This window comes from Mesoterricola sp. MK458 (assembly GCF_055384935.1).
This window is the reverse complement of record NZ_AP045075.1, coordinates 1322700-1346250: the sequence shown is the minus strand read 5'-3', so window position 1 is coordinate 1346250 and position 23551 is coordinate 1322700. Positions and strand designations below refer to the sequence as shown.

The following is a 23551-nucleotide window of genomic DNA, read 5'->3' as shown; positions in this document are numbered from 1 at the left end:
GGCGCTTCGGTTTCATGCGATGAAATCAAACAATTTTTATTGCCATCCTGCACCGGCCCGATCGGTTATCAGCCACCCCCGCCCGGCCTGCATAACCCGACCCCATCTCCCCTTTCAAGGCAACGCCGGAAAGGCCAATCTGAACGTCGTCCCTTTCCCCGGGAAGCTCACCACGTCCACCGTGCCGTTCTGGGCCTCCATGAGCGCCCGCACCGAGGCCAGGCCCAGGCCGGTGCCCTTGCCCTCGGGCTTGGTGGTGAAGAAGGGGTCGAAGATGGAGGCCTGGTCCTCGGGGCGGATGCCGTGGCCGGTGTCGCTCACCTCCAGGATGGCCGCGGAGCCGCCCCCGGCGGTGGTGCCGGAAAAGAGCCGGATGGCCACTTCGCCCCCCTGGGGCATGGCGTCCTTGGCGTTGCTCACCAGGTTCACCAGCACCTGCTCGAGGGTGGAGGTCTCCACCAGGGCGGGGCAGGTGCCCGGGTCGATGCCCAGGGAGAGGGTGATGCTGTCGGGCAGGAGCATCCGCATGGTCTCTCGGCTGGCGGCCAGGGCGTCGGCGATGTCCCGGGCGGTGTTGCCGGGGGCCGCCGCCCGCCGGCCGAAGTTCATGAGCCGCTGGGTGGTGCCGCTGGCCTTCCCGGCGATGTCGATGATGCGCTTCACGTCGCGGCGGCTGGGTTCCTGGCCCTCCTCCAGGTGGGTGTTCATGAGTTCGGCGGTGGTGCGCAGGGCGCCCAGGAGGTTGTTCAGGTCGTGGGTCAGGCCGGCGCCGAGGGTGGCCAGGGTGTTGAGGCGCTCGGTGCGCAGGAGGGCCTCCTGCGCGTGTTCCAGGGCCTGGGTGCGCTGGCGGACCCGCTGCTCCAGGTGGGTGTTGGAGGCCTGGAGGTCATGGATTGCCTGGAGCATGCGCAGCACCATGAACACGACCATCAGCAGGAAGATCCCGAAGGTCTCCCGGGTCACGTCCTGGGGGCGCCAGGCCAGGATCCAGCTCAAAGCGGCGATGCAGGCGGCCATGGGCAGGTAGGGCAGGGACCGGAAGAACCGCAAGGGGCTTTCGGACCGGGGATCCTTCTCCTCGGCGGAATGGGGTGTCCAGGCGGCCAGGCCCTGGCAGAGGGGGATCAGGCCCGCCACCACGATCCACGCCTCCCGGTTCACCTGGGGTGGCAGGCCGGCGAGGGTCCACAGGGTCAGGGAGGCCAGCCAGGCCAGGGCGGACATGGCGAGCCAGCCGAAGGCCCCCCGGGCCCGGCCCAGGTGGCCGGAGGTGATGAACACGACGCCTCCGCCCAGCAGCGCGGCGTTGAGGTAGGCCAGGAAGACCCGGAACCCCATGCCCGCGGAGCGGACCGACGTCTGCACGCCCATCACCCACAGGAGGAGCAGAAGCGAGGTGGCGAAGATGAGGCTGTCCAGGAGCTGGCGCTTGCCCCGGCTCCGGCGCTCCCGGGCCCGGGGGAAGCTGAGGACGCCCACCACCACCAGCAGGCCCGTGGCCAGGTTCAGCAGGTTCAGCCCCGCGAAGAGCCCGTCCAGGGGCAGCGGCACGCCCAGGGCGGCCAGGAGGGTGAGGGCCAGGCTGGCGGTGTCGGTGAGGGTGGAGGCGGCCAGGAAGGCCCAGGCGGTGCGCTCGGGGCCCGTGGTCTTCCAGGCGCGCAGGAACAGGCTGACGAAGGCCAGGAGCTCCAGGAGCCCGTACGCCGCCGGCCAGGTCCGCTCCCGCATCCCCGGCGGCGAGGCCAGGTGGGCCAGGGCCACCGCAAGCCAGAAGGCGACGAGGGCCGCCTTGGGGGCCCAGGTGCCTGCGGGTCGGCTGAAGGGGGGAAATCCGGGCAAGGGGGACCTCTGGGGAGGGCGGTGGGACCGTTGGGGAATGAATCATTATGGACCAAAAGGTCCCGGCCTGTCCGGGTGGCCGCTCAGGCGTCCTTGCGGGTGTGGACCCGCGTGCCCCCGTAGATGCCCCGGTGCCCCACCAGGATGTAGGCCAGGAAGGATGTGATCACCAGCGGCCCCGCGAAGGCGCCGCCGAACAGCTCGATGCCCATGAGGGTGGAGGCGATGGGGGTGTTGCTGGCCGCGGCGAACACGGCGATGAAGCCCACGGCCGCCAGGAAGGGCACGGGCAGGCCCAGCGCCGGCGCCAGGGCGGCCCCCAGCAGCGCGCCGATGACGAACAGGGGCGTGACCTCGCCGCCCTTGAATCCGAAGCCCAGGGTCACCACCGTGAACAGGAGCTTGGCCGCGAAGGCCCAGGAGGGCACCGGCCCGGCCCCGTCGAAGACCCGGGGGAGCCAGACCGTGCCCAGGTTGAGGAAGTCGGGGGTGCCGAAGGCCAGGGCCAGCACCCCCACCGCGCCGCCTCCCAGGGCGGCCCGCAGGTAGGGATGGATCCGGCGGGTGAGGGCCGCCAGGCGGTGGGTGAGCTCCGAGAACCCGCCGGCCACCAGGGCCACGGGCAGCGCGAATAGCAGCAGTTTCATGGCCACCGCGGGCGTCAGGCCCAGGGCCGCGGGGTGGAAGTGGGCGTGGGGCGCCCCCAGCCAGCGGCAGATGCCGTCCCCGGCGAAGCTGGCCATGGTGCAGACCAGGAGGCCCTCGTAGTGGATCTTCCCGATGGTGATGACCTCCATGCCGAACAGGGCCCCGGCCGCCGGGGTTCCGAACAGCGAACCGAAGCCCCCAGACACCCCCGCCATGAGGAGGAGGCGCTGGCGGCTGCGGGTGAGGCGCAGCCAGGCCCAGGGGAGCTTGCCCAGGGTGCGGGCCAGGCTGGCGCCCATCTGCACCGCGGTGCCTTCGCGCCCCGCCGAGCCGCCGCCCAGGTGGGTCAGGAGGGTGCCCGCCAGCACCAGGGGCGCCATGCGGGAGGGGACGCGGCCCTGGAACTCCATCACCTCGTCCAGGACGAGGGTGCTGCCCCCTTCGGATTCCCCGCCCCAGCGCGTGTAGAGCCAGGCGCTCACCATGCCGAAGACCGGCAGGAGGCCCACCAGCCACAGGTGCCCCTCCCGCAGGCGGAGGGTACCCTCCAGCAGCCACAGGAACAGGTAGCTCGCCGTGCCCGCGAGCAGGCCCACCGCGGCGCCCATTCCCAGATCCCAGACGGTCCGCGCCGCCCTCCACCTCACTCCGACCATGTGCCCCCCGGGTCCTGTCACGTAGGCGCCATCAGCCGGAAAGGGCGGTTTTGGGGTGGACACCATCACCTGTGGGGCAGTTATACCATGGATCCGAGCGGCAGGCTGACCTTCACCGCCGTGCCCCGCATGGGTCCGGTGTCCACCTCGATGCGGCCTCCGGCGCCCTCCACCAGGCAGCGCGCCACGGTCAGCCCCAGGCCCCGGGCCCCGGCCCGGGTGGTGAAGCAGGGCTCGAACATCCGTTCCGCCACCCGGGGCGGAATGCCCGGGCCGTTGTCCCGCACTTCCAGGACCAGGTGCGGGGGGGCCTTCTCCCCGGGCCCGGGCTCGGCCAGGAAGGTGCGCACCCGGATCTCGCCCGGGGCGTCCAGGGCCTCCCGGGCGTTGCGGAGCAGGTTCATGAGCACGGGCTCCAGGTGTCCCGGGCTGATGGGCAGGGCCGGAAGGCCCGGCTGCAGGTCCCAGGCCAGGGTGATGCCGGGCCCGGCGAGCCCCTCGGCCCAGGGGCGGACCCGCTCCACCATCGTGTTGAGTTCCAGCAGGAGATCCGGCGCCGGCCCGAGCTGGGCGGCCCGGGCGGCCTGGGCCAGGAGGTCGGAGAGGACGCCCGCGCAGGCCCGGGCCTCCTCCAGGCGCCCCCCCTGGGCGGGCAGGGCGGCCAGGTGGCCGTGCAGGTTCTCCAGGGGCGTGCGCAGGGCGCGGGCGAAGCTCGAGGCCAGGGCGGTCGTCCACTGGTTGTGCGCGCGGGCCTCGGCCTCCCGGCGGGCGAGCTGGACGCCCGTGATGTCCCGGAAGGCGCCGCCGCGCCGGCCCTCAGGGTCCCGGGCCAGCTGCCAGCCCGTGGGGATCCAGGTCTCGGCGGCCGTGCGAAGGCGCACCTCGCAGTCCGCGCGGGGTGCGTCCAGCGCCTCCCGCAGGGTGGACACGTCTCCCGGGTGGACCCGGTCCAGGAGGGCCTCCAGGGTCTGGGGCAGGTCCCGTTCCTCCAGGCCCAGCATCGGTTTGGCGGCCTCCGACAGCGCCAGGGCCCCGCCCGATTCGTGCCAGAGCACCAGGCCCGCGTCCACCGCGGCGTCCAGGAAGGGACGCTGGGCGTTGATCACCAGCTTGAGGCGCTCGGCGCTGCGCTCCCGGTCCGTCACGTCCCGGAAGCTGAAGACCCGGCCCACGGTCTCGCCGCCCAGGCGGTAGGGCCGGCCCGCGCCTTCGATCTGGCGCTCCTCCAGGGACCGCAGCAGGCCCTGGGTCTCGCGGTCGGACTGGGCGCCCAGGTGGCGCACCTCCTCCATGAAGGCGCCGGGGTCCTGGAAGTGGTCCACCAGGAACTGGATCACCTTGTCCATCTCCAGGGTGGCCAGGATGTACTCCGGGATGCCGCATAGGCTCATGAGCTTCCGGTTGTAGGTGGTGATCCGGCCCGCCAGGTCCCCCACGAGGATGCCCTCGGAGGTGGCGTCCAGGATGGCCCGCAGGAGGGAGTTGAGGCGCGCGTTGGCGCTTTCGGCCTCCCGGCGGGCGGCGACCTCCCGCGCCTCCGCCAGGGCGCGGCGCACCAGGGAGGGCAGGCGGCGCAGGCGGTTCCGGAGGACGTAGTCCGTGGCGCCCTGGCGCAGGGCCTCCAGGGCGCCGTCCTCGCCGTCGTCCCCGCACAGGAGGATCACCGGCATCCCGGGATGCAGCCGCGCGGCCTCGCGCAGGCAGGCCGCGCCGTCCGGGGCGTCGAGATCCAGGAGCACCAGGTCGGGGCGGATGCCGCCCTGGAGCGCGGCCAGGAAGGCCGTGGGCTCCGCGACCCAGGTGAGGTCGCAGGGGATGTAGTCCCCCGCCAGCAGGGCGGCCACGGCCTTCTCCGCGTCCTCGTGGGGCGTCAGGTGGAGGATGCGGGCCTTCACAGGCGACCCTTTATGCGTGCCTCCAGGGCACGCCCGGCCACGGAACCGGGGTTGAGCTGCAGGGCCGAGTTGATGAAGGTGCGGGCCTTGCGCAGGCTGTCGGCGGCGTCCAGGCCCCGGGCGATCTCCCACTCGGCGCGCACCAGCCAGGCCTCGCAGGCGCTCTGGGCCGCCGTCCAGGAGGGGTGGTCCGTGGGCGGGACGCGGGCCAGGGCCTCGGCCAGGGTGGGGCCCGGGTCCAGGCCGCGGGCGGCCTCCGCCCGGGCCTTGAGGACCAGCGCGTCCCGGCGCAGGTCCCGGGACAGGAAGGGGGCGGGGTCGGCGATCCTGAGGCTCTCGTTCAGGGCCGGGCCGGGGTCCTCCCCCCGCCGGAAGGCGGCCTGGGCCTGCAGAAGGAGAATGGCCATGCGCCCGGCGCGCAGGGCCCGGGTGAGGGGCTCCTTGAGGCGGGTGCCCTGGAAGATCATGGCCTCGTCCAGCTCCTGCCGGGCGTCCTTGCCCAGGTTCCGGAGCAGGAGGATCCTCAGGGTGCGAAGCCCCAACCAGTCCGCCTGGAGGCCGGGTTCGTCCGGGTCCAGCTTGAGGGCCTGGTGGCACTGGGCCTCGACCGCCGCCAGGGCTTCGGGGGTCAGCAGGCCCTGGTCCAGCTGGAGCGCGGCCAGGCTTCGCGCGGGCGCCAGGGCGGCGTGGTGGGCCAGCGGGTCGCTGGGCACCCGGGCGAGGCAGCGCTGGGCGGCGTCCAGGGCCTCGCGGTACTTCGCCACGGCCCCGGGGATGTCTCCGCCGTCCTGGGCGAGCTGCCCCAGGGCGCACAGGCTCGCCGACGCCAGGGCCACGGCTTCGGTCCGCCAGGGGTTGACCTGGGCGTCGGCCAGGGCCTCGGCGGCGGCCTTGGCATCGTCCCGGCGCAGGCGGGCCGCCAGGGCCCGGCCGAGGGCCTCTCCGCCTCCCGTCAGGCCCCGTCCCTTGGGGTGGAGCGCCTCCAGGCGGCCGGGATCGGAGGCCTGGCCTTCGCCCAGGGCCGCTTCCAGGCCCAGGGCCCGGGCCAGGGCCCGGGCATGGGCGGGAGTGCGGCCGCCGGCCTCCCAGGCCCGCTCGGCCTCGGCCCGGGCCAGGCTGAAGTCGCGCAGGCTCAAGGCGCCCCGGGCCAACGCCAGGTGGCCGGGGCCGTCGGCGCCTGGACCCAGGGCCGCCATTTCCGCCTGGAGAGCCTCCATGCGGGCCCGCACCCGGGCCTGGGCGGGGCGGAGGTCGTGGATGGGCTGGGTCCGCTCCAGCAGGAGTCCCAGTTCCATCTGGCGGGTCGCCTCCGCGAAGCGGTTCGCCAGGGAGGTCTCCCGTTCCCGGACGAGGCCGAGGTAGAGGCCGGTGGCCGCCGCGCCGCACAGGAGGCCGCCTGCCCCCAGGAGGAAGGGAAGGCCCGCGGCCACCCGGGTGTGCCACCGCCGCCAGAGCCGGCCCAGGGGGCCGGGAAGGGTGGCGTTCACCTTCTCCCCGTTCAGGTGGGCCCAGAGGTCCTCCGCCAGGGCGGCCGCGGTGCCGTACCGGAGCCCGGGGTCGGGCTGGAGACACTTGATGAGGATGTTCTTCAGATCCCGGTGCACCTCGCGGTTCGTGGGCAGCTCGATGGTGCGCTTGCGCCCGGCCTGGCCTCCCGCCGTGGTCAGGGAGCCGCCCGGAGGGCGGCCGTACAGGAGGTAGTGGAGGGTCCCGCCCAGGCAATACACGTCTGTGGCCGGACCGATCAGGGCCCGGTCGCCCCGGAACTGCTCGGGGGCCATGTAGGCCGGCGTGCCGATGATCCCGTTGCTGGCGGTGAAGGCCGGCTCGTCCAGGGCCATGGCCAGGCCGAAGTCGCAGATGTAGGGCACCCACTGGCCGTCCTCCCCCCGTTCCAAAAGGATGTTGGAGGGCTTGAGGTCGCGGTGGATGAGCTTGAGGCGGTGGGCCGCGTGGACGCCCTCGGCCACCTGGGCCATGAGGGTCACCGCCTCGTGGGTGGCGAGGTCGGGGCGCGCCTGGTCCAGGTTGAGCCCCCGCACCAGCTGCATGGCGATCATCACGGTGCCGTCCGACACTTCCACGTCGTAGACCCGGCAGATGTTGGGGTGGGCCACCCGGGCGTGCACCTGGGCCTCGTGCATGAAGCGGATCACCGCCGTGGCGTCCATGTTCCGCAGGATCTTGAGGGCCACCACGCGGCAGAGCACCACGTCCCAGCCCTCCAGCACTTCGCCCATGCCCCCCTTGCCCAGGAGGGGGCCGAGGACGTAGCGTCCCATGCGCGGGCACTGGGCGTCCAACCACGCGGGCTGGAGCTTCAGGGCGTCGTGGGCCATGGGCACGATGATGAGGGCATCATGAACCCAGTATGCTGCGAGAGAGACTCAGTGCAAATAATTTAAAATTCCAATCCATTTCTTTAATTCACCGCATGTACGCATATTCTTCCCCGGTGTCCGCGGGCCCCGGGGGATCAGCGGGGCCAGAGCAGGAGCAGGATGCTTACATCGGTAATGGCCCAGGCCATCAGGCACCGGTACATTCCCTTTTCATGCTGGGCCTGGGTGAAGGAGCGCCAGGTCGCCCACCAGGGGAGCAGCACACCCAGCCAGGCCACCAGGGAAATCACCAGGGGAAGGGGATTGCGGCCGGTCTGCAGGGCGCCCCAGGCGAACCACAGGTGCGCCGCGACGGCCAGGCCGGAGGCGAAGCCCAGGCTGGGGCCCTCGCCCAGGACGATGGCCAGGGTGCGGTCGCCCCGGGCGCGGTCCTCGGCGATCTGGTAGAGCTGGGTGGCGGGGTACAGGGCGCCGAAGAGGAAGGCGAAGCCGACGGCCACGCTGCGCATGCCCGGCGTGACGGGCAGCCCCGTGAGGCCCCAGCCGGCCAGGGGCGCCAGGGCGCCGAACCCCAGGCAGTTGATCAGCAGGTCCCAGCCGGCCCGGGCCTTGAGGCGGGCGGGGGGCACGGAGTACAGGATGGACATCCCCACGCACGCGGCGTTGCTCCAGGCGAACACCGGCGGCAGCAGGAAGCCCAGGAAAAGGGAGAGGGCGAGCATCGCCGCGGACACGTGCAGCAGGTACCGGGGCGGTTTGGGGGGGGCCTTCAGGTAGCCGATGTCCCCTTCGTCCCGGTCGAAGGCGCTGTTGATGGCGAGGGTGCCGCCGTTGAGCAGGGCCACGAACACGAACCAGCCCAGCAGGGCGGGCCCGGGGGGCGTGCGCCAGCCCGTGGCCAGCAGCGCGCCCAGGAGGAAGTGGGCCGACATGATGGGCCATTCCATGGGACGCAGGTGCAGGAGGTACGCGGTGACCTCGGGGCCCGCGATGCGCTCGCAGGCGGTGCGGATGGGGTAGGCCACTACGCGATGCCCTCCCGGCGCAGGGGCACCACCCGGTCGGCATCCCTGGGCTCCACGAGGTTCTCCATGGCGGCCAGCAGGTGGGGGACGGAGAACGTGGTGTCCACGCACATGCGGTGGGGCAGTTGCAGGGGGATGACGTAGCAGGGCACCTCGGGGAGCTTCACCAGGCCCTTGAAGAGCCGGTCCGTGCAGCTCACGGCCACGATGAGGTCGGGGCGGTGCTCCCGGGCCTCGCGGTAGGCCTTGTGGCTGCGGTTGGAGATGCGCGTCTCCCAGCCCAGGCTGAGCTTCAGGGGCAGGAGGTCGCCCACGGCGCACAGGCCGCACTCGTAGCAGCTGGAGAGATCCGTGAGGACGTCGGCCTTGCACCGGGCCATCTGGATGCAGTGGGGCAGCAGCACCAGGGCCCGCCGGGCCCGGGCGCTCCGGAAGAGGCTTCGCACCTTGTGGTTGTTCCAGGCGCAGAAGGAAAGGATCCAGGCCTCCTCCAGGCCCAGGCGCCGGAACAGGGGGCGCAGGGCCCACACCCAGCCGGCGTCCCAGCGCTGGATGGCCGTGCGGCCCCGGGCGTAGGCCCGGCCGATCTTGAAGGTGGGCCACACCTCGCCCAGACAGCCCATGGCTCCCAGGATGAGCCAGCCGCGGGGCCACCCCAGCCCGGCCGGTTCCAGGACCGCGAGCACCATGAGTGCGGCGGCCAGGGTCAGCGGCACGCCCCGGCGCACGGCAATGAACAGCCGGTGGCTTTCCTGGGGCAGGGGGTGCTGCGTCATCCCGCCATTATTTCCCAACGCTGGCGAGGCCCACAAGCTTTTTGAGATCCTCGTCCTTCCAGCGGATGCCGCCGCCCACGAAGAAGGTCCGCAGGTCGGAATTGGCGATGTCCTGGAGGCCGGCCATGGCGTAGAACCCCTTGTAGAACTGGTAGCTGGTGGTCAGGCGGTAGCGGGGGTTGGGCTTGTCGGGTCGCTTGGTGAAGTCGTAGGCGAGGCCGCCGAACCGGAAGCGGTCGTTGAAGGCCCGGAACTCCGCGCCCACGCCGCCCCTGCCGTCCACGAGGCCGGCGGTGAAGACGTAGTTCTCGGCCAGGCGCTTGGCGAACTGGGCCGAGACGGTGAACGACTGGTCCACGTTGATGGACCGCTCCGCCACCGACACCTGCGTGGGAAGGCCGGTCTTGGGGTCGATGACCGTGGCGGTGCGGGTGGAGTCGGAGATCTTCCCGTCGGGGGTGGAGGACAGTTCGAGGGCGTACCAGTGGTCGCGGGCGGGGACGATGTCGATGCCGATGCCCACCTTGGAGTCGCCGCGCTTGGTCCACCGGGCCGCGTTCAGGTCCAGGTTCAGGTCCATGGCCTTCCAGCCGCCCAGCATGGAATTGACGTTGTCCACGGCGAGGTTGATCTTCTGCACCGTGGTCTCGTCGTTGAGCAGCTTGCCGATGGTGCCTTCGCCCCGGTTCATCTTGCCGGTGATCTGGTTGACGTTGTCCACGGTCACGTGGAGGTCGGCCGAGAGCCTGCGCACGTCCTTGAGGATGCCGTTGAGCTCGGGCCGGCCCTCGTTGACCATGGCGTTCAGGTTCTTGCCGAGGTCCTCGAACTGCTGGGCCAGGCGGGGCAGGCGCTCCCGGAGTTCGGAGCTCATCTGCTGCACGTTGGCCATGGTCGCGTTGATGGCGCCGTGGTTCTCCTGGCTCATGGCCCGGAACTCGCCGGTGAGCACCCGGATGTTGTCCACGATCTCGTCCAGCTTCATGCGGCCTTCCTCGCCGCCGATGCTCTTGTTCAGGGCGCCGGTGATGCTCTTGACGTCCTGGCTGATGGAGCCCAGGGACTCCATGATCGTGTCCATGCCCATGCCGGCCTTGCTGGGGATGGTGCCGTCGGTGGGCAGGGCGCCGGCCTCGGGGTGGCCCGGATCCAGCTCGATGTACTTCTCGCCCAGGATGCCGATGGAGCTCAGCGACGCCGAGGCGTCCTTGTAGATCCTGAACTCCTGGGGCAGGGACAGGACGACGCGCGCGGACTTGCCCTGGAGCTCGATGGTGGTCACCGCGCCCACCGGCACGCCGGCGACCCGCACCTTGCTCTGCAGGCTCAGGCCCGCCACCTGGGCGAAGGAGGTGGAGACGTGGTTCTGGCCGTTGCCGGCGAACAGTTCGAGCTTCTCCATGCGAAGGATCAGGATTCCCAGGACCCCGATGGCCGCGACGAAGAAGGCTCCGACTTTCGTTTCAAGTTTCATGCTCATGGGTGGGCCTCGGACGGGGAAGGCTTCTTGGAGGGCGGCGGCGGGTCCTGGAGGAAGGGACCGTCGGCGTCGCCCCTGAGGAACTGCTGGATGACCTCGTTGGGGTTCTCCCTGAAGTCTTCGGGCTTCTGGACCGCCAGGCACTGGCCCCGGAACAGCAGGGCGATGCGGTCGGCGATGGCGAACGCGCTCTTGAGGTCGTGGGTGATGGTGATGCTGGTGACGCCCAGCTCCCGCTTGAGGTCCATGATGATCCGGCCGATGACGTCGGTCATCACCGGGTCCAGGCCCGTGGTGGGCTCGTCGAAGAGGAGGATCTTGGGCTTGAGGGCGATGGCCCGGGCGAAGCCCACCCGGCGCTTCATGCCGCCCGAGAGTTCCGCGGGGCGCAGCTTGTTGGTGCCCTTGAGGCCCACCAGGTTCAGGCACTCGTCCACGCGGTCCAGGATCTCGCCCCGGGTCATCGTCGTGTGGCGCTTCAAGGCGAAGCCCACGTTCTCCTCCACGGACATGGAGTCGAAGAGCGCGGCCATCTGGAAGCACATCCCGATCTCCTTGCGCGCCTCGAAGAGCTGGTCGCGGGTCATGTCCTGGATGTTCTTCCCGGAGATGGCCACGTGGCCGGAGTCGGGCTTGAGGAGGCCCATGATGCAGCGCAGGAGCACCGTCTTGCCGGTGCCGGAGCCGCCCAGGATGACCAGGCTCTCGCCTTCCTCGACCGCGAGGTTCACGTCGGCGAGGACCACGAGCTTGCCGAAGGCTTTCGAAAGGTGGGAGACGTTGATGACGGGCACGGCGGGGCTCAGACGAGGAGGAGCTTGGTGAGGAAGAAGTCGGTGACCAGGATCCAGAGGCTGGAGGTCACCACGCTGGAGGTGGGCGCGTTGCCCACGCCCTCGGCGCCGCCCCGGGTGCGGTAGCCCCGCCAGCACCCCACCATGGCGATGATCAGGCCGAAGGACAGCCCCTTGGTCAGGGCGATGAGCAGGTCGCGGCCCTTGATGAGCTTGTAGAAGTCCTGGCTGTAGACCACCGCGCTCTGGCCCTGGACGATGACCAGCAGGAGGTAGCCGCCCAGGTAGCCCACGTAGATGGCCAGGCCCGTGAGCAGCGGGAGCATCACGAGGCTGGCCAGCACCCGCGGCACGAAGAGGTAGTGCACGGGGTCGGTGGCCAGGCATTCCAGGGCGTCGATCTGCTCGGTGACCTGCATGGTCCCCAGTTCGGCGGCCATGGCCGAGCCCACGCGGCCGGCCATCATGAGCCCGGTGATCACCGGGGCCAGCTCCCGCACGACTGCGAGGCCCTCCACCTGGCCCGCGAGGCCCTCGGCCTGGAACTGCTTGAACCCGAAGGAGAGCTGCACCGCGAACACCATGCTCACGGCCACGGAGGTCAGCACCACCACCGGCACGGAGTTCACCCCCACGGCCTGGAGCTGGTAGAGGAAATTGGGGCCGTCGAAGGGCTTGCGGAAGAACCCCGCGAACGTGCGCAGGCCCAGGGTCACGAGGTCGCCCACGTCGTCGAGGATCTGGATGATCTTCGCGCCGATCTGTTCAAGGAGCCTTGGGATCATTCGGTACCTGGGAGGGGTGGGGGGGGGAGGGGTCTTGGTCGCTTGTTCAACTTTAGCCTAACCCTTCATTTTCTGCTTGAGCGCCTTCAGCCGGGCCCTGAGGCGGCTCGCCCCGCCCTCGCGCACGGTCAGGGGCGCCCGGGTGAGGGCGACGGCGTCGGGGGCCACGTCCTGGGTGAGCGTGGAGCCCGCCCCGATGAGGCAGCCGTCCCCCAGGGTGATGGGGGCCACCAGCTGGCAGTCCGAGCCCACGAAGACGTCCTTGCCGATGATGGTGCGGTGTTTGTTGACCCCGTCGTAGTTGCACGTGATCAGGCCGGCGCCGATGTTGGTGCGCTCGCCCACCTCGCAGTCGCCCAGGTAGCTCAGGTGGTTCGCCTTGGACCCGGGGTACATGTGGGTCTTCTTGGTCTCCACGAAGTTGCCCATGTGCACCCCCTGGTCCAGCACCGTGCCTTCCCGCAGGTGGGCGAAGGGCCCCAGCATGGCGCCCGGGCCCACCTGGGAGCGGTTGATCACGCAGTAGGGGCGCACCTCCACGCCCTCGGCCAGGTCGCTGTCGGTGATGACGCAGCCCTGGCCCACCTGGGTGCCCGCGCCCACCGTGACGGCGCCCTCCAGCCGCGCGCCGGGGGCCAGGAGCACGTCCTGCCCCAGGGTCACGCGGGGGCCCACCAGGGTCGCGGCGGGATCCAGGAAGGTCACCCCGGCCTCCATCCAGGCCCGGTTCACCCGTTCCTGTGCGAAGCGCTGGAGGGTGGCCTGGTCCACGCGGGAGTTCATGCCCATCATCTCGGCGGGCTCGCAGAGGTCCACCGCCACCCGCACCCGGGTGGCCACGTCGACCACGGCGTCGGTGAGGTAGTACTCGCCCTGGGCGTTGGTGTTGGTGAGCCGCCCGAGGGCTTCCCGCAGGGGCGCCCAGGGCAGCGCGTAGGCGCCGCCGTTGACCCGGCGGATGGCGCGCACGGCCTCCGAGGCGTCCTTGTGCTCCACGATGGCCTTCAGGGCGCCGCCCTCCTCCACCACGCGGCCATAGCCCGCGGGGTCGTCCAGGTCCATGGCCAGCACCGACCCCTCGGCGCGGGCCAGGGCCGCCACGGTTTCCCGGCGGATGAGGGGCACGTCGCCGCAGAGGATCACCACCCGCTCGGCGCCCAGGCGGTCCAGCTCCGGGATGGCCCGGGCCACGGCGTGGCCGGTGCCCAGGGGCTCGCCCTGGTCCACGGTGGTCGCCGGGCAGGGCAGGAGGCCCGCCGAGGCCCACGCCGCCAGGGCCGCCTCCACCTGCTCCTTGCCGTGGTGGACCACCACCACCGCGTGGGACACCTCCGCGGGCAGGGCCCGCAGCACCCAGAGGAGGGAGGGGTCGCCCAGGATGGGATGGAGCACCTTGGGCAGGGTGGACTTCATGCGCTTGCCGAGGCCGGCGGCGAGGATGAGGGCGAGGGTCGGCATGGGATGCTCCTACAACAGGGCCAGGATACAAGAAATGAAGTCGGGGCCCGGGAAGGGCCGCCCCAGGAGCGCCATGCGCCGGGGGCCGCGCCCGCCCTGGGGCAGGGGGCGCCCGTCGTCCAGGAGGACCACCGGGAGGCCGCGGCCCCCGAGGGCGCAAAGGCGGCCCTGCCAGCGCTCCAGGTGCGGGGTGCGCTCCAGCACCACCACGTCGGGCGGCGCCTGGTGCCGGGCGGCCCCCAGGAGCTCGCGCAGCGTGCCGAAGGGCGCCGGGGCGCCCCCGGCGTCGGCCACCTCCGCCCCGAGGGCCGCCCGGGTGGCCGGGTCCTGGTGGAGGATCCAGACGCGCCGGCCCGCCAGGGGCCCGGGGGCCGCCCCGGCCGCCGGGGGCACGCAAGGCAGGAGCACCCGGGGCAGGAGGAAGCCGCGGTCGTCCTGGTCCAGTTCCAGGATGCCCGAGCATTCCTGGACGGTCTTGTGCAGCCAGCTCAGGCCCAGGAAGTCGCCCGCCCCGTCCGCGGGGGGGCCGGCCAGCTCCAGTTCGAGGCTCGCCCAGGGGCGTCCGGCCAGGGACCGGGCCGAAAGCGCCAGGGTGACCACGCCTTCGCGCAGGCCCTGCCGGCCGTGGAGCAGCATCTGGGTGGCCGCGCGGCGCAGGGGTTCCTCCTCCAGCAGGAGGGTGACGGGTTCCACACGCAGCGCGGCGGTGACGCCCTCGGGGAGCATCCGCCGCAGCCGGGGCAGCATGGCCTCCAGGGCGGGCACGGCGGGAAGGCGGTGCGCGGCGCCATGGCGGGGGGACGGGGCCGCGGGGTAGAGGGGCACCACGCCTTCCCCGCGTAGGGTCAGGGTGCCCGGACCGGTGTCGGCGATCCAGACCAGGGCCATGTTCCGGTCGAAGGCCACCGCCTCCAGGCTCACGGTCTGGAATCCGGAGTCCCGGCGCACCAGGGTGGCCTCGGCGCGGCCCCGGGATTCCTGGAGCAGCTCGGCCCGCAGGCCGTCCCAGGCGGGCGTCTCCTGGCCCTGGAAGAGGTCCTGGACCTGGAAGCCCTTCATCTGGTGGCGGGGGAGGCCCACCAGGCGGCTGAAGGCGGTGTTGGTCTCCAGGAGCATGCCCTTCTCGTTCACCAGGAACATGGGCTGGCGGGCCTCGATGGCGTAGGCGAGGGCGGGCCCCTCAGGGGGACGGTCCCCTTCCAGGGCCGAAAGGGCCGTGCGGAAGCCGTCGCCGCGCCCCTCCACCCAGATGCCCTGGTCCCGGAGCCAGGCCAGCTGGTGGAGCGCCACGAGCCCCAGCAGGACGCCCGCCAGCAGCGACGCGGTCCAGGAAAGGGGCGGGGCGCCCAGGTTGAACACGTGGAAGCAGGCCGTGGCCATCAGGAAGGCGGCGCCGCCGGCCGCGGGCATGCGGATGGAGAGCCACCGGCCCCGGGTGAGGCGGTAGCCCAGGTCGGAAAGCAGCAGCCAGAGGCTTCCTTCCAGGATGGCGGTGCCCCAGAAGGCGGGCACGCTCCGCATGTCCAGCCCCAGGGTCGTGCCCAGGAGCCAGGCGAAGAAGGTCGACCCGCCCAGGCCCACCGCCAGGCGCCGCACGCCGTTGCGGCCGTCGCGGCTGGCCTGCAGGAAGAACGTGAAGCCCAGCAGGGCCCCGCCCAGGTGGGCCGCGGGCAGGCCCCGCGTGCCCAGGGCGGGCCAGGGGATGGCGAGGATGGCCAGGATGCCGCCCAGGAAGTAGCCGTAGCTGAGCCCGACACGCCCCTTCCAGCGGTAGGTGAGGAAGCCCACCCAGGGCGGGACGGCCAGGAGCAGCGCCAGGAAGAGGTCCTGGGTCCTCACGCGCCCCCCTTGGCGCGGCTCGCGAGCCGCACCGCGAGCGCGGCGGCCTGCAGGAAGTTGGCCGGGTCGGCCTTCCAGCGTCCGGCGATGTCGAAGGCGGTGCCGTGGTCGGGGGAGGTGCGCACGTAGGGCAGGCCCAGGGTGAGGTTCACCGCCGTCTCGGGTTCCAGGACCTTGATGGGGATCAGCCCCTGGTCGTGGTAGAGCGCCACCACCAGGTCGAACTCGCCGCGCCAGGCCCGCAGGAAGACGGTGTCGGCGGGGTGAGGTCCGGAGAACGACGGCGTGTCCCCGGTCGGCGCGGGCCGGCCCGGGTACAGTTCCCAGCCCGCGGGGGCCGGGCCCGGCGGGAAGGGGGACGGCACGCGGGACCAGGCGCCCTCCCGGCACGCGGCCTCCGCCCGGGCCAGGGCGCGCTCCAGGAGCTCCTCCTCGCGCCCGAAGGCGCCGCCTTCGCCCGCATGGGGGTTCAGGGCGCACAGGGCGACCCGCAGCCCGGGGCGGCCCGCCAGCTGCCCGAAGCGGTCCGCGGCGAAGGAGAGGGTCTCGGCCACCGCGCCTTCGTCCAGTTCGTCGATCACCGAGCGCAGGCTCTGGTGCACGGTGTGGAGCACCACGCAAAGCCCCGGGCTGGCGAAGGCCATGCGGGTGATGGGCGACCCCGCCAGGGCCTGGAGGAACTCCGTGTGGCCCGGAATGGGGTACCCCGCCGCGTGGGCCGCGGCCTTGGAAAGGGGCAGGGTCACCAGGGCGTCGCCCAGGCCCGCCTGCACCCGCAGGGCGCCGGCCCGGACCCCTTCCACCGCCGCGCGTCCCGAGGCCGCGCCGCCCTGGCCCAGGACGAGGGCGGCCGTCCCGATGTCCGGGGTGGGGTCGATCCAGGGAACCCGGCATCCCCCGGTGACCAGGTGGTCGCCTTCCCAGGCGAAGGGCACGGGGCCCCCGGCCAGCAGGTCCACCCCGGCGCGGGCCCCGGCCACCGTGACGGAGGCGCCCGCGGCCAGTTCCGGCAGGGTGCGGAGCAGAAGCTCGGGGCCGATCCCACAGGGATCGCCGAGCGTGACCACGATGCGGGGAAGCGTCATGTTCAGTCGTAGAGGGGCAGTTCCACGTCGGGGGAGGACGCGTCTTCCTTCTTGCCCCCGCGGCTGCGGCGGATGCGGGGCTCCTCGTCGGCCTTGTAGATGTACTTGATGTTGTGCTTGGGGACGACGACGTTGGGTTCCTTCACCCGGTTGATCTTCAGGCAGTGCTTGTCGTACCACTCGATGACGCCCCTGAGCTTCTCGTCGTCCTGGAGCACGATCACCATGGGCGTCTTGGCCTGCATCTGCTTGAGGTAGTAGAAGCTCTCGGCGTTGGTCTGTTCGGGGGGCGCGATCTTGCGGCGGGGGCTGCTGGTGCCCTGGGGCAGGCTGGCCGCGTCGGGCCCGGGCCCGCCGTTGCCGGCGATGGCGGCCTCGGCCGGGGGCTTGACCACGGTGGGGGCATCGGCCGGGGCCGGGGCCTTGGGCGTGCGCCCGATTTTTTCCTTGATGGCCGTCAGGTTGGGACGTATGAGCTTTCGATTCATGGTGGATCCTGAAAATGCTAAAACGGCAAGGGTTGGTTAATCCTCATGGGGAATTCCCCTACCCCGTGACCGACGTCAAAAAGTAAAGGCAATGTCCCACCTTCCAGGGGAATTGGCAAGGTATTCCGGCCACTTCCGAGAATTCATAATTGATATTTCCCGGGCGGGAAAAAAGTTCCCGGGGCAAGCGGAATTTTAAGGGTCACGGTGGTGCCCGCGCCCACCTCGCTCTCCACCTGGAGGGCCCATTCCATCTGCTGGGCGAACTGGAACACCAGGCTCATGCCCAGCCCCGTGCCCTCCTCGAAGCCGCTGGAGAACGGCATGAAGATCGTGCGGCGGCGCTCCGCGGTCATGCCGCAGCCGTTGTCGGCCACGGTGGCCCTCACGGAGGCGCCCTGGACGCGGAACCCCACGCGGATGGCCGGGGCCGGCACGTCCCTCACGGCCTTGCGGGCGTTGCTCAGGAGGTTGGTGAAGATCTGGTGCACCCAGGCGGGATCGCCCAGCACCATCGCGGGGGGCGGTTCCTCCACCTCCAGGGCGAGGCCCCCGGTGCGGGGGTCGGTCTCCCAGCTGGCCTTGAGCTCGTCGGCCACGGCGTCCAGGGCGATGGGCTGGATGCGCGCGGGCCGGGGGCGGGTGAAGTCCAGGAAGTCGGTCACGATGGCGCTCACGCGCTCGGATTCCCGCAGGAGGATGGTGAGCACCCGCTCCGTCATGGCCCGGGGCCGCTCGCCCTGCTTGAGGAGCTGGACGCAGCCGAGGATCGAGGCCAGCGGGTTGCGCAGCTCGTGGGCCATCTCGCTGGAGAGCTCGCCCACCGTGGCCATGCGCTCGGAGATGCGCGTGCGCTCCTCCAGCGCCTTGATCTCGGTGAGGTCCTGGAACACCAGGAGGTGCCCGGTGGGCTCGCCTTCGAAACCCAGCAGGGGGGCCAGGTTGCCGCCCACGATGCGCCGCTCCCCGTCCGCGGCCTGGAAGGCGATCTCGAAGCGCTGCTCCTTGACCTGGTGTCCCAGGTCCTGCAGGTCCCCGAATCCCGCGGGCCCGATGGGCGACCCCGGGACGAGGCTGGAATGGAGGATCTTCTCCGCCGCGGGGTTGGCCGACGTGATCCGCCCCTGCAGGTCCACGGTGATCAGCCCCGAGAACATGGACTCGAAGACCCGCCGGTACAGGGCGCTCAGCTCGTCCACGGCGGCCTCGCTGCGGCTCAGGTCGGTGCGCAGGCCTTCCATGTGGCTGCGGATCACCACCACCACCAGCGTGGCCCCGAAGATCTGGAGGGAGGCGAAGCCCAGGAGGTAGGCGATCTGGTAGGGCTCCACCCCGATGGGTCCCGAGTGGCCGAAGGGCGGCAGGGCGCCGGAGGTGAACAGCAGGACGCAGGCGATGTGGGCCGCGGAGCTGAGCAGGCCCACCGCCACGATCTCGGCGATGTGGAGGTAGAAGGCCGAGGCCAGAACCGGGAAGATGTAGATGGTGGCCAGGCGCTCCTGGTCCACGCCGTGGAAGGCGATGATGAGGGTGACCAGCGCCAGGTCGAGGATGAGGTTGACGCGGATCCACGCGGGCCCCGGCTGGGCGAAGGGCGCGCCGCCGCGGCTGTGCCCCCGCGCCGCCTCCCAGACGCTTTCCAGGAACAGGGCGCCCAGCAGGGCGAGGTAGAGGCCTTCCGACGGGCCCGGCGCCTCCCCCGGCAGGGCCAGGTGAAGCACGGCCAGGCCGAAGGAGGCCGCCAGCCTGAAGGCCAGGGGCAGGAAGGGCGGGGCGCTCTCCCTCGCCGCTTTCGGGACCGTTTCCTGGAGGGTCATGGGGTAAGGATGCCTTCCCCCGCGCGGTTTTCAGAGAAAAATATCCGGGAGCCTGCCTTTTTTGGCATCCTGGGACCATGTCGCACGCCGAGCATGCCCATTCCCAGACCCCTTCCCTGAGGGCCGCAGGCATGCGCCAGACGCCGCAGCGGGAGGCCATCCTCAAGGTGCTGCAGACCTCGGACCGCCCGCTCACGGTGGAGGAGATCTGGGAGCGCCTGGAAAAGGGCCGGTCGGGCGTGCCCACCGTCTACCGGAACCTGGAGCGCTTCGTGGCCGAGGGCTGGGCGGAGAGCCTGCAGGGACCCGACCAGGTGATGCGGTTCGTCCTGTGCCGCTCCTCGTCGCACCACCACCACCTGTCCTGCGAGTCGTGCGGACGGACCGTTGAGGTGGACGCCTGCGGCATCGAATCGAGCCTGGCCGGCATGGAAAAGATGAGCGGGTACCGCATAACTCGGCACCAACTCAACCTTTTCGGCATCTGCCCCGCCTGCGGCGAAGCAAATCGGGGTTGACGTTCCGGCCGGATGTGGTAGTCTTGAATCTCCCCCGCGGGTGTAACTCAGTGGTAGAGTGCAACCTTGCCAAGGTTGAAGTCGAGGGTTCAAATCCCTTCACCCGCTCCAGAAAAATCAGGGCCTCTTCGGAGGCCCTGATTTGCTTCACGCCTGGCTCGCCTTCTTCGGGGGAGACGCGGAATCCCGGGGCAGGGGCCGCCGGCCGCCCCCCAGGTCGATGCACTGGGGGCACACGCTGGTGCGGTACGTGACGTGGTACTCCCTGCGTTCCCGCATCCAGAACGGGTTCACGAAGATCCTTCGGCAGCCTGCGCATTGGACAGTGTGCGGCGCGGTTCGCGACATGTCGCCTCCTCCGGTCCGGCCTGCGGTGTTCCCCCAATTTAGGCAAATGGGGCACCTGCGCGAGGCCCGGACCGTGAATTCCGGATGAAAATTCCCCATCCGGGGCGTGTCATAGCCGTCCCTTCAGCGGTTCGTCCACCGGAATTCCCGCTCCGCGCGCACCCGCAGCGCGAAGCGCACGTCCGCGTCGTCCCGCCGCCGGGTGGGGCCGTACCGCCATCCCTCCCGCCCGGTTCCGCCCGCCTGGCGCCAGGGCTCCACCCCGCCCCCGCCGTGGCAGGCCGGGCACCGGGCCGAGGTCCGCCCGTCCCCCGCATAGATCCGCAGAAAGCCCAGGCCTCCACAAAGGCCGCACACGTCCAGGATGACCACGGGACCTCCATCGGGACGGGGGGATGCCCCAATATACGTCCCGCCGGCCGCCGCCGCCCCCCCCCGGAACGCGGCCCCCTCCGCGCCGCGGGCCCGACCTCGACTTTGGGAGGGCCGATCCGGCCAGACTGTGGTAGCATGAGGGTTCTGGCGCCGTAGCCAAGTGGTAAGGCCGCAGACTGCAAATCTGCCATTCATCGGTTCGATTCCGATCGGCGCCTCCAATAGAATCAATACTTAGGGCCACTTTTAAGGTGGCCCTTTTGATTAGTCCTGTATCAGGGATGCGTCAATTCCTAATGGCCCCAATCAGACCAGGCCCACCCAAGGGACAAGAGTTGGGTCGCCCACGTCAGGAAGCCGTTTCGCAAGTCCAGCCACGTCCTCCAGTACCTCGGGCGCTATACGCACCGGGTGGGCATCGCCAACTCCCGGCTGGTCGAGGTCACCGATGACAAGGTGACCTTCCGCAGCAAGTTTGGCCGCACCCTGAGCTTGGCTCCGGTCGAGTTCGTGGCCCGCCTGGTCCAGCACGTGCTGCCGCCCGGCTTCCGCAAGATCCGGCACGCCGACCTCTACGCCTCGGCACAGCCCGGAGGGCTGCTGGAGCAGGCCAAGCAGGCCCTGGGTGAACCCAAGGCCGAGCCCCAGGGACAACCGTGGCTGGGAGGGATGTGGCGGAATGGGAACCTACCACGCCCATTCCGTACATGATGGTACCGGGAAGGAATTTCCGGGGGTGACCTGGGCTTTCGATGCGCGGGAGGTGGACATGGATCTGACCATCCGCAAGGCGGCCATCGGGATATTCATTGGGTTCCTGGCCATCCTCGCGGAAAAGGCCCGAGCGGACCGGTATTGTCCGAAATGCAATTTTCCCATCCCAACATTCCGCCTGCCCAGGACGTTTCGTGAATTCTTCTGGGGCGACTGGCGATGTCCTGAGTGCTCCACTTGGTTCTCGCGCACCGGCCGGACATTGTCTGAGTAGCCAGGACGCCGCGAACATGTCAACTTCCAACGCATCAATCCAAACGCATAGGGAGGTAAAAATGCCACAGCCGATTTTCTCCGGCTCCTTGTTGGCCGAAGACGCCTTGAATCAGATCCGCGGCGGGATGGCTCCGCCGCCAACCTATCCGTATCGGCCACAAGCCGGGCCTTCAAATGACTACTCCATCAACCCCATGGACTTGGCCAAAACCATGGCCCAATGGGGGATCACGGGAGGACTGGCCGGCGCAGCCGCGACATCAGGGCCTGGGTTCGGCCCAGGCGCCCTTGAAGGCGCCTTGCTTGGAGGCATCTACCACACCACGGATCGCATCCTCAACCCAACCGTGAGACCGGCAATGCCTTTCTCGGTTTGCCACCCACAGGGGGGTTCGCCCTCTTTTCAGATGTCATCTTGTCACTAGGAGGCTGTCCACGTAGCTCGATTCCAAAACATTGCAAAAGCGGTGCGTCCGTTTCCGCGTGCGGCGTGCTGCTCACCGGCCCAGGTGCTTGGCCAGGAAGTCGTACATCGCCTTGCGGGCCTTTCGTGCGTAGCTGGTGTCGATGCGGTCCCAGCCGTGGCCGCCGGGGGCGTCCTGCTCGATCTTCCATTCGAAGGCCTTGCCGGCGGCCTTGAGGTGGGTGATGAGCTGTTCCACCTCCACCACGTTCACGTCCCGGTCGTTGGTGGTGCTGGTGACCATGAGGGGGAGCTTGAGCTTGTGCACGTTCCAGATGGGGCTGCGCCGGCGCAGGAGCTCCACGTCCTCGGTGGGGGCCTTCCCGAACATGGTCCGCACCGTCCGGTCGTCGCGGTACTCCTCGCCGGCGTAGGCCACGCGGGCCAGCAGGTCGCTCACGGGAACGCCCGCGTAGATGCAGGCGAACTTCTCGGGATGGTCGAAGCCGGCCATGAGGCTGATCATGCCCCCATGACTCCAGCCCACCAGGGCCACGCGCCGGGGGTCCACGGGCAGCTCCTCCACGGCCCAGTCGCGGCAGGCCACCACGTCGCCGTTCTCCAGGCCGCCGTAGTCGATGGCGTCGTGCAGGCCCTTGCCGTAGCCCGTGGAGCCCCGGTACTCGGGGGCCACGACGATGTAGCCGCGTGCCACCATCTCCCGCACCAGGTGGGCGTGGTAGGTGCCGAAGTCGGCGTGGACGCCGCCGTGGCTGAGGAGGATGGCGGGGTGCTTGCGGGCCTTGTCCAGGTTCTTCGGAACGAAGGTGTACGCGTAGATCCGCAGGGGGTGGCGCTCGTTGCGGATGCCGTAGGTCTCCTGGCCCTTGGGGTTGGGCGGGCCCGTGAGGATGACCTTGTCCACCTCGGCCACGTCCGAAAGGCGCAGCCAGAAGAGGGCGTCGTCGGCGGACTTGCGCACCTGGTCCAGCTCCCAGGTCAGGTTCTCCACCTGGGCTTCCAGGCGCTTGATGCGGGCTTCGGGCGCCTCCTGGGCGGGCAGGGCCGCGGCGAGGGCCAGGGCGAGGGGGATGGAGCGAAGCATGGCGGCCTCCAGGCCTCATCTTGCGAGGGATGAGCCATGGTAGCCGAGGTGGGCGCCCGGGCTCAATCCACCGTGTAGCCGCGCTCCTCGAGGTACGACCGCAGGGCCTTCTGGTAGGCCCGGCGGGCCCGGGGCGTTCCCGGGTCGGAGGGGTCGCTGTAGGCCGGGTCGTAGCCGCTGACCTTGCGGGCGTGGCGCTGGGCGTCGGCACGGTCCGCCTTCATCTTCTCCGCGCTCTGGCCTTCCCGGGGGCTCACCAGGAGGGCGTCCTGCTCGGGCGCGGGCCTTCGGGCCTCCTCCCGCTCGGGAGGATCGGCCACCACGTAGCCGCCCGTCGGGGAATCCGTGTAGTACACGTCCTCGTAGGTGTAGTAGCGCACCCCGCCGTACACGGCCGTGGCGAAGCCCAGGGGCAGGAGGTCCAGGTAGAGGCCCACGGGGGGGTAGCAGCCCAGGTAGGCGCCGCGCCAGGGGCGGTACCAATGGCCGCCGTGCATGTAGTAGGGGGAGCCGCCCCAGCGGTACGTGACGTAGCCCCGGGGGAGGACGCCCATGGTGCCGTAGACGCGCAGGCCCGGGCCGGCGTGGTAGCCGGGGTGGACCCGGAAGCCGCCGTAGCCGGGATGGTAGCCGCCGCTTCGGCCCGGATGGCCGCCGCCCCGGAACCAGGGCTGGCTGGCGAAGGCCGAGCAGGCGATGAGGGAAAGGGCCGCGAAACGGAGGATGGTGGGGAACCTGCTGGAAGTGGCCATGGTCCGCTCCTTTCGTCTGGTTGGACCCCCTCGGTCCGGCGGGGGTTGAATCCTGGGTCAAAGATGCGGTGAAGGCCACGGGGGTTCAATCCTTGCCTCGCAGCTGAGGCGCCGGTTCGCTATAATTTCGTCA

General features: G+C 70.6%; 20 protein-coding genes, 2 tRNA genes, 1 pseudogene and 1 riboswitch. Of the genes and pseudogenes, 5 read left to right on the top strand and 18 right to left on the bottom strand.

Annotated features, from left to right (window positions below; genetic code table 11):
* Window positions 1–114: 114 nt before the first annotated feature.
* From ACZ5LB_RS05790 to ACZ5LB_RS05725, 14 genes are all read right to left on the bottom strand, one after another.
* Window positions 115–1839: a sensor histidine kinase gene (locus tag ACZ5LB_RS05790; protein ID WP_464605217.1), complete on the bottom strand. Its 1725-nt coding sequence runs from the start codon at window positions 1837–1839 to the stop codon at window positions 115–117.
* A gap of 83 nt (window positions 1840–1922) precedes the next feature.
* The gene (locus tag ACZ5LB_RS05785; RefSeq protein ID WP_464605216.1) at window positions 1923–3143 is read right to left on the bottom strand and encodes a chloride channel protein; all 1221 of its coding nucleotides are present in this window, start codon (window positions 3141–3143) and stop codon (window positions 1923–1925) included.
* Window positions 3144–3158: 15 nt separating this feature from the next.
* Window positions 3159–3222: riboswitch (Fluoride riboswitch) on the bottom strand.
* A gap of 1 nt (window position 3223) precedes the next feature.
* Entirely contained in the window at window positions 3224–5038 is a 1815-nt protein-coding gene (locus tag ACZ5LB_RS05780) for an ATP-binding protein (RefSeq protein WP_464605215.1), read from the bottom strand.
* Window positions 5035–7377, bottom strand: a complete 2343-nt coding sequence (locus ACZ5LB_RS05775; protein ID WP_464605214.1) for a serine/threonine-protein kinase — start codon at window positions 7375–7377, stop codon at window positions 5035–5037. Before ACZ5LB_RS05775 ends, ACZ5LB_RS05780 begins: the two co-directional genes overlap by 4 nt.
* Window positions 7378–7514: 137 nt before the next feature.
* Window positions 7515–8405 carry a UbiA family prenyltransferase gene (locus ACZ5LB_RS05770; RefSeq protein WP_464605213.1) on the bottom strand — a complete coding sequence of 297 codons (891 nt, stop codon included), beginning with the start codon at window positions 8403–8405 and terminating at the stop codon, window positions 7515–7517.
* Complete coding sequence (locus tag ACZ5LB_RS05765) at window positions 8405–9181, bottom strand: DUF116 domain-containing protein (RefSeq protein ID WP_464605212.1); 777 nt, start codon at window positions 9179–9181, stop codon at window positions 8405–8407. The genes ACZ5LB_RS05770 and ACZ5LB_RS05765 overlap by 1 nt, the downstream gene beginning before the upstream one ends.
* A 7-nt stretch (window positions 9182–9188) precedes the next feature.
* Window positions 9189–10661, bottom strand: a complete 1473-nt coding sequence (locus ACZ5LB_RS05760) for an MlaD family protein (RefSeq protein ID WP_464605211.1) — start codon at window positions 10659–10661, stop codon at window positions 9189–9191.
* Window positions 10658–11455 (bottom strand): ABC transporter ATP-binding protein, encoded by a 798-nt coding sequence (locus tag ACZ5LB_RS05755; RefSeq protein ID WP_464605210.1) that lies wholly within the window; start codon window positions 11453–11455, stop codon window positions 10658–10660. The genes ACZ5LB_RS05760 and ACZ5LB_RS05755 overlap by 4 nt, the downstream gene beginning before the upstream one ends.
* Window positions 11456–11463: 8 nt before the next feature.
* Window positions 11464–12240, bottom strand: coding sequence for an MlaE family ABC transporter permease (locus ACZ5LB_RS05750; RefSeq protein WP_464605209.1), 777 nt, complete (start codon window positions 12238–12240; stop codon window positions 11464–11466).
* A 57-nt stretch (window positions 12241–12297) separates the two neighbouring features.
* A complete protein-coding gene (gene glmU, locus ACZ5LB_RS05745; RefSeq protein WP_464605208.1) occupies window positions 12298–13698 on the bottom strand; it encodes a bifunctional UDP-N-acetylglucosamine diphosphorylase/glucosamine-1-phosphate N-acetyltransferase GlmU in 1401 nt (466 codons plus the stop codon).
* Window positions 13699–13707: 9 nt separating this feature from the next.
* Window positions 13708–15537, bottom strand: a complete 1830-nt coding sequence (locus ACZ5LB_RS05740; RefSeq protein ID WP_464605207.1) for a PAS domain-containing protein — start codon at window positions 15535–15537, stop codon at window positions 13708–13710.
* Window positions 15534–16622, bottom strand: coding sequence for a PdxA family dehydrogenase (locus ACZ5LB_RS05735; RefSeq protein ID WP_464605206.1), 1089 nt, complete (start codon window positions 16620–16622; stop codon window positions 15534–15536). The genes ACZ5LB_RS05740 and ACZ5LB_RS05735 overlap by 4 nt, the downstream gene beginning before the upstream one ends.
* A 2-nt stretch (window positions 16623–16624) precedes the next feature.
* Window positions 16625–17110 carry an LSm family protein gene (locus ACZ5LB_RS05730; RefSeq protein ID WP_464605204.1) on the bottom strand — a complete coding sequence of 162 codons (486 nt, stop codon included), beginning with the start codon at window positions 17108–17110 and terminating at the stop codon, window positions 16625–16627.
* A 143-nt stretch (window positions 17111–17253) separates the two neighbouring features.
* Entirely contained in the window at window positions 17254–18927 is a 1674-nt protein-coding gene (locus ACZ5LB_RS05725; RefSeq protein ID WP_464605203.1) for a two-component system sensor histidine kinase NtrB, read from the bottom strand.
* Window positions 18928–19058: 131 nt separating this feature from the next.
* Here ACZ5LB_RS05725 and ACZ5LB_RS05720 point away from each other — a divergent pair, with 131 nt between their 5' ends.
* Both ACZ5LB_RS05720 and ACZ5LB_RS05715 read left to right on the top strand, forming a co-directional pair.
* Window positions 19059–19445 carry a Fur family transcriptional regulator gene (locus ACZ5LB_RS05720; RefSeq protein ID WP_464605202.1) on the top strand — a complete coding sequence of 129 codons (387 nt, stop codon included), beginning with the start codon at window positions 19059–19061 and terminating at the stop codon, window positions 19443–19445.
* Window positions 19446–19481: 36 nt separating this feature from the next.
* Window positions 19482–19556: transfer RNA gene (locus tag ACZ5LB_RS05715), tRNA-Gly, on the top strand.
* Window positions 19557–19592: 36 nt separating this feature from the next.
* Here the strand turns inward: ACZ5LB_RS05715 and ACZ5LB_RS05710 are convergent.
* A complete protein-coding gene (locus ACZ5LB_RS05710) occupies window positions 19593–19739 on the bottom strand; it encodes a hypothetical protein (RefSeq protein WP_464605201.1) in 147 nt (48 codons plus the stop codon).
* Between the two features lie 177 nt (window positions 19740–19916).
* Window positions 19917–20165 carry a hypothetical protein gene (locus tag ACZ5LB_RS05705; RefSeq protein WP_464605200.1) on the bottom strand — a complete coding sequence of 83 codons (249 nt, stop codon included), beginning with the start codon at window positions 20163–20165 and terminating at the stop codon, window positions 19917–19919.
* 149 nt (window positions 20166–20314) lie between these two features.
* Between ACZ5LB_RS05705 and ACZ5LB_RS05700 the strand changes: the two genes are divergently transcribed.
* From ACZ5LB_RS05700 to ACZ5LB_RS05690, 3 genes and pseudogenes are all read left to right on the top strand, one after another.
* A tRNA-Cys gene (locus ACZ5LB_RS05700) sits at window positions 20315–20389 on the top strand.
* Between the two features lie 163 nt (window positions 20390–20552).
* A pseudogene (locus ACZ5LB_RS05695) lies at window positions 20553–20879 on the top strand (transposase); the annotation flags it as partial.
* Window positions 20880–20937: 58 nt separating this feature from the next.
* Window positions 20938–21156, top strand: coding sequence for a hypothetical protein (locus ACZ5LB_RS05690; protein WP_464605199.1), 219 nt, complete (start codon window positions 20938–20940; stop codon window positions 21154–21156).
* Between the two features lie 499 nt (window positions 21157–21655).
* Here the strand turns inward: ACZ5LB_RS05690 and ACZ5LB_RS05685 are convergent, their stop codons facing one another.
* The gene (locus ACZ5LB_RS05685; protein WP_464605198.1) at window positions 21656–22666 is read right to left on the bottom strand and encodes an alpha/beta hydrolase family protein; all 1011 of its coding nucleotides are present in this window, start codon (window positions 22664–22666) and stop codon (window positions 21656–21658) included.
* 62 nt (window positions 22667–22728) lie between these two features.
* Window positions 22729–23418 (bottom strand): DUF6515 family protein, encoded by a 690-nt coding sequence (locus ACZ5LB_RS05680; protein ID WP_464605197.1) that lies wholly within the window; start codon window positions 23416–23418, stop codon window positions 22729–22731.
* Window positions 23419–23551 lie beyond the last annotated feature (133 nt).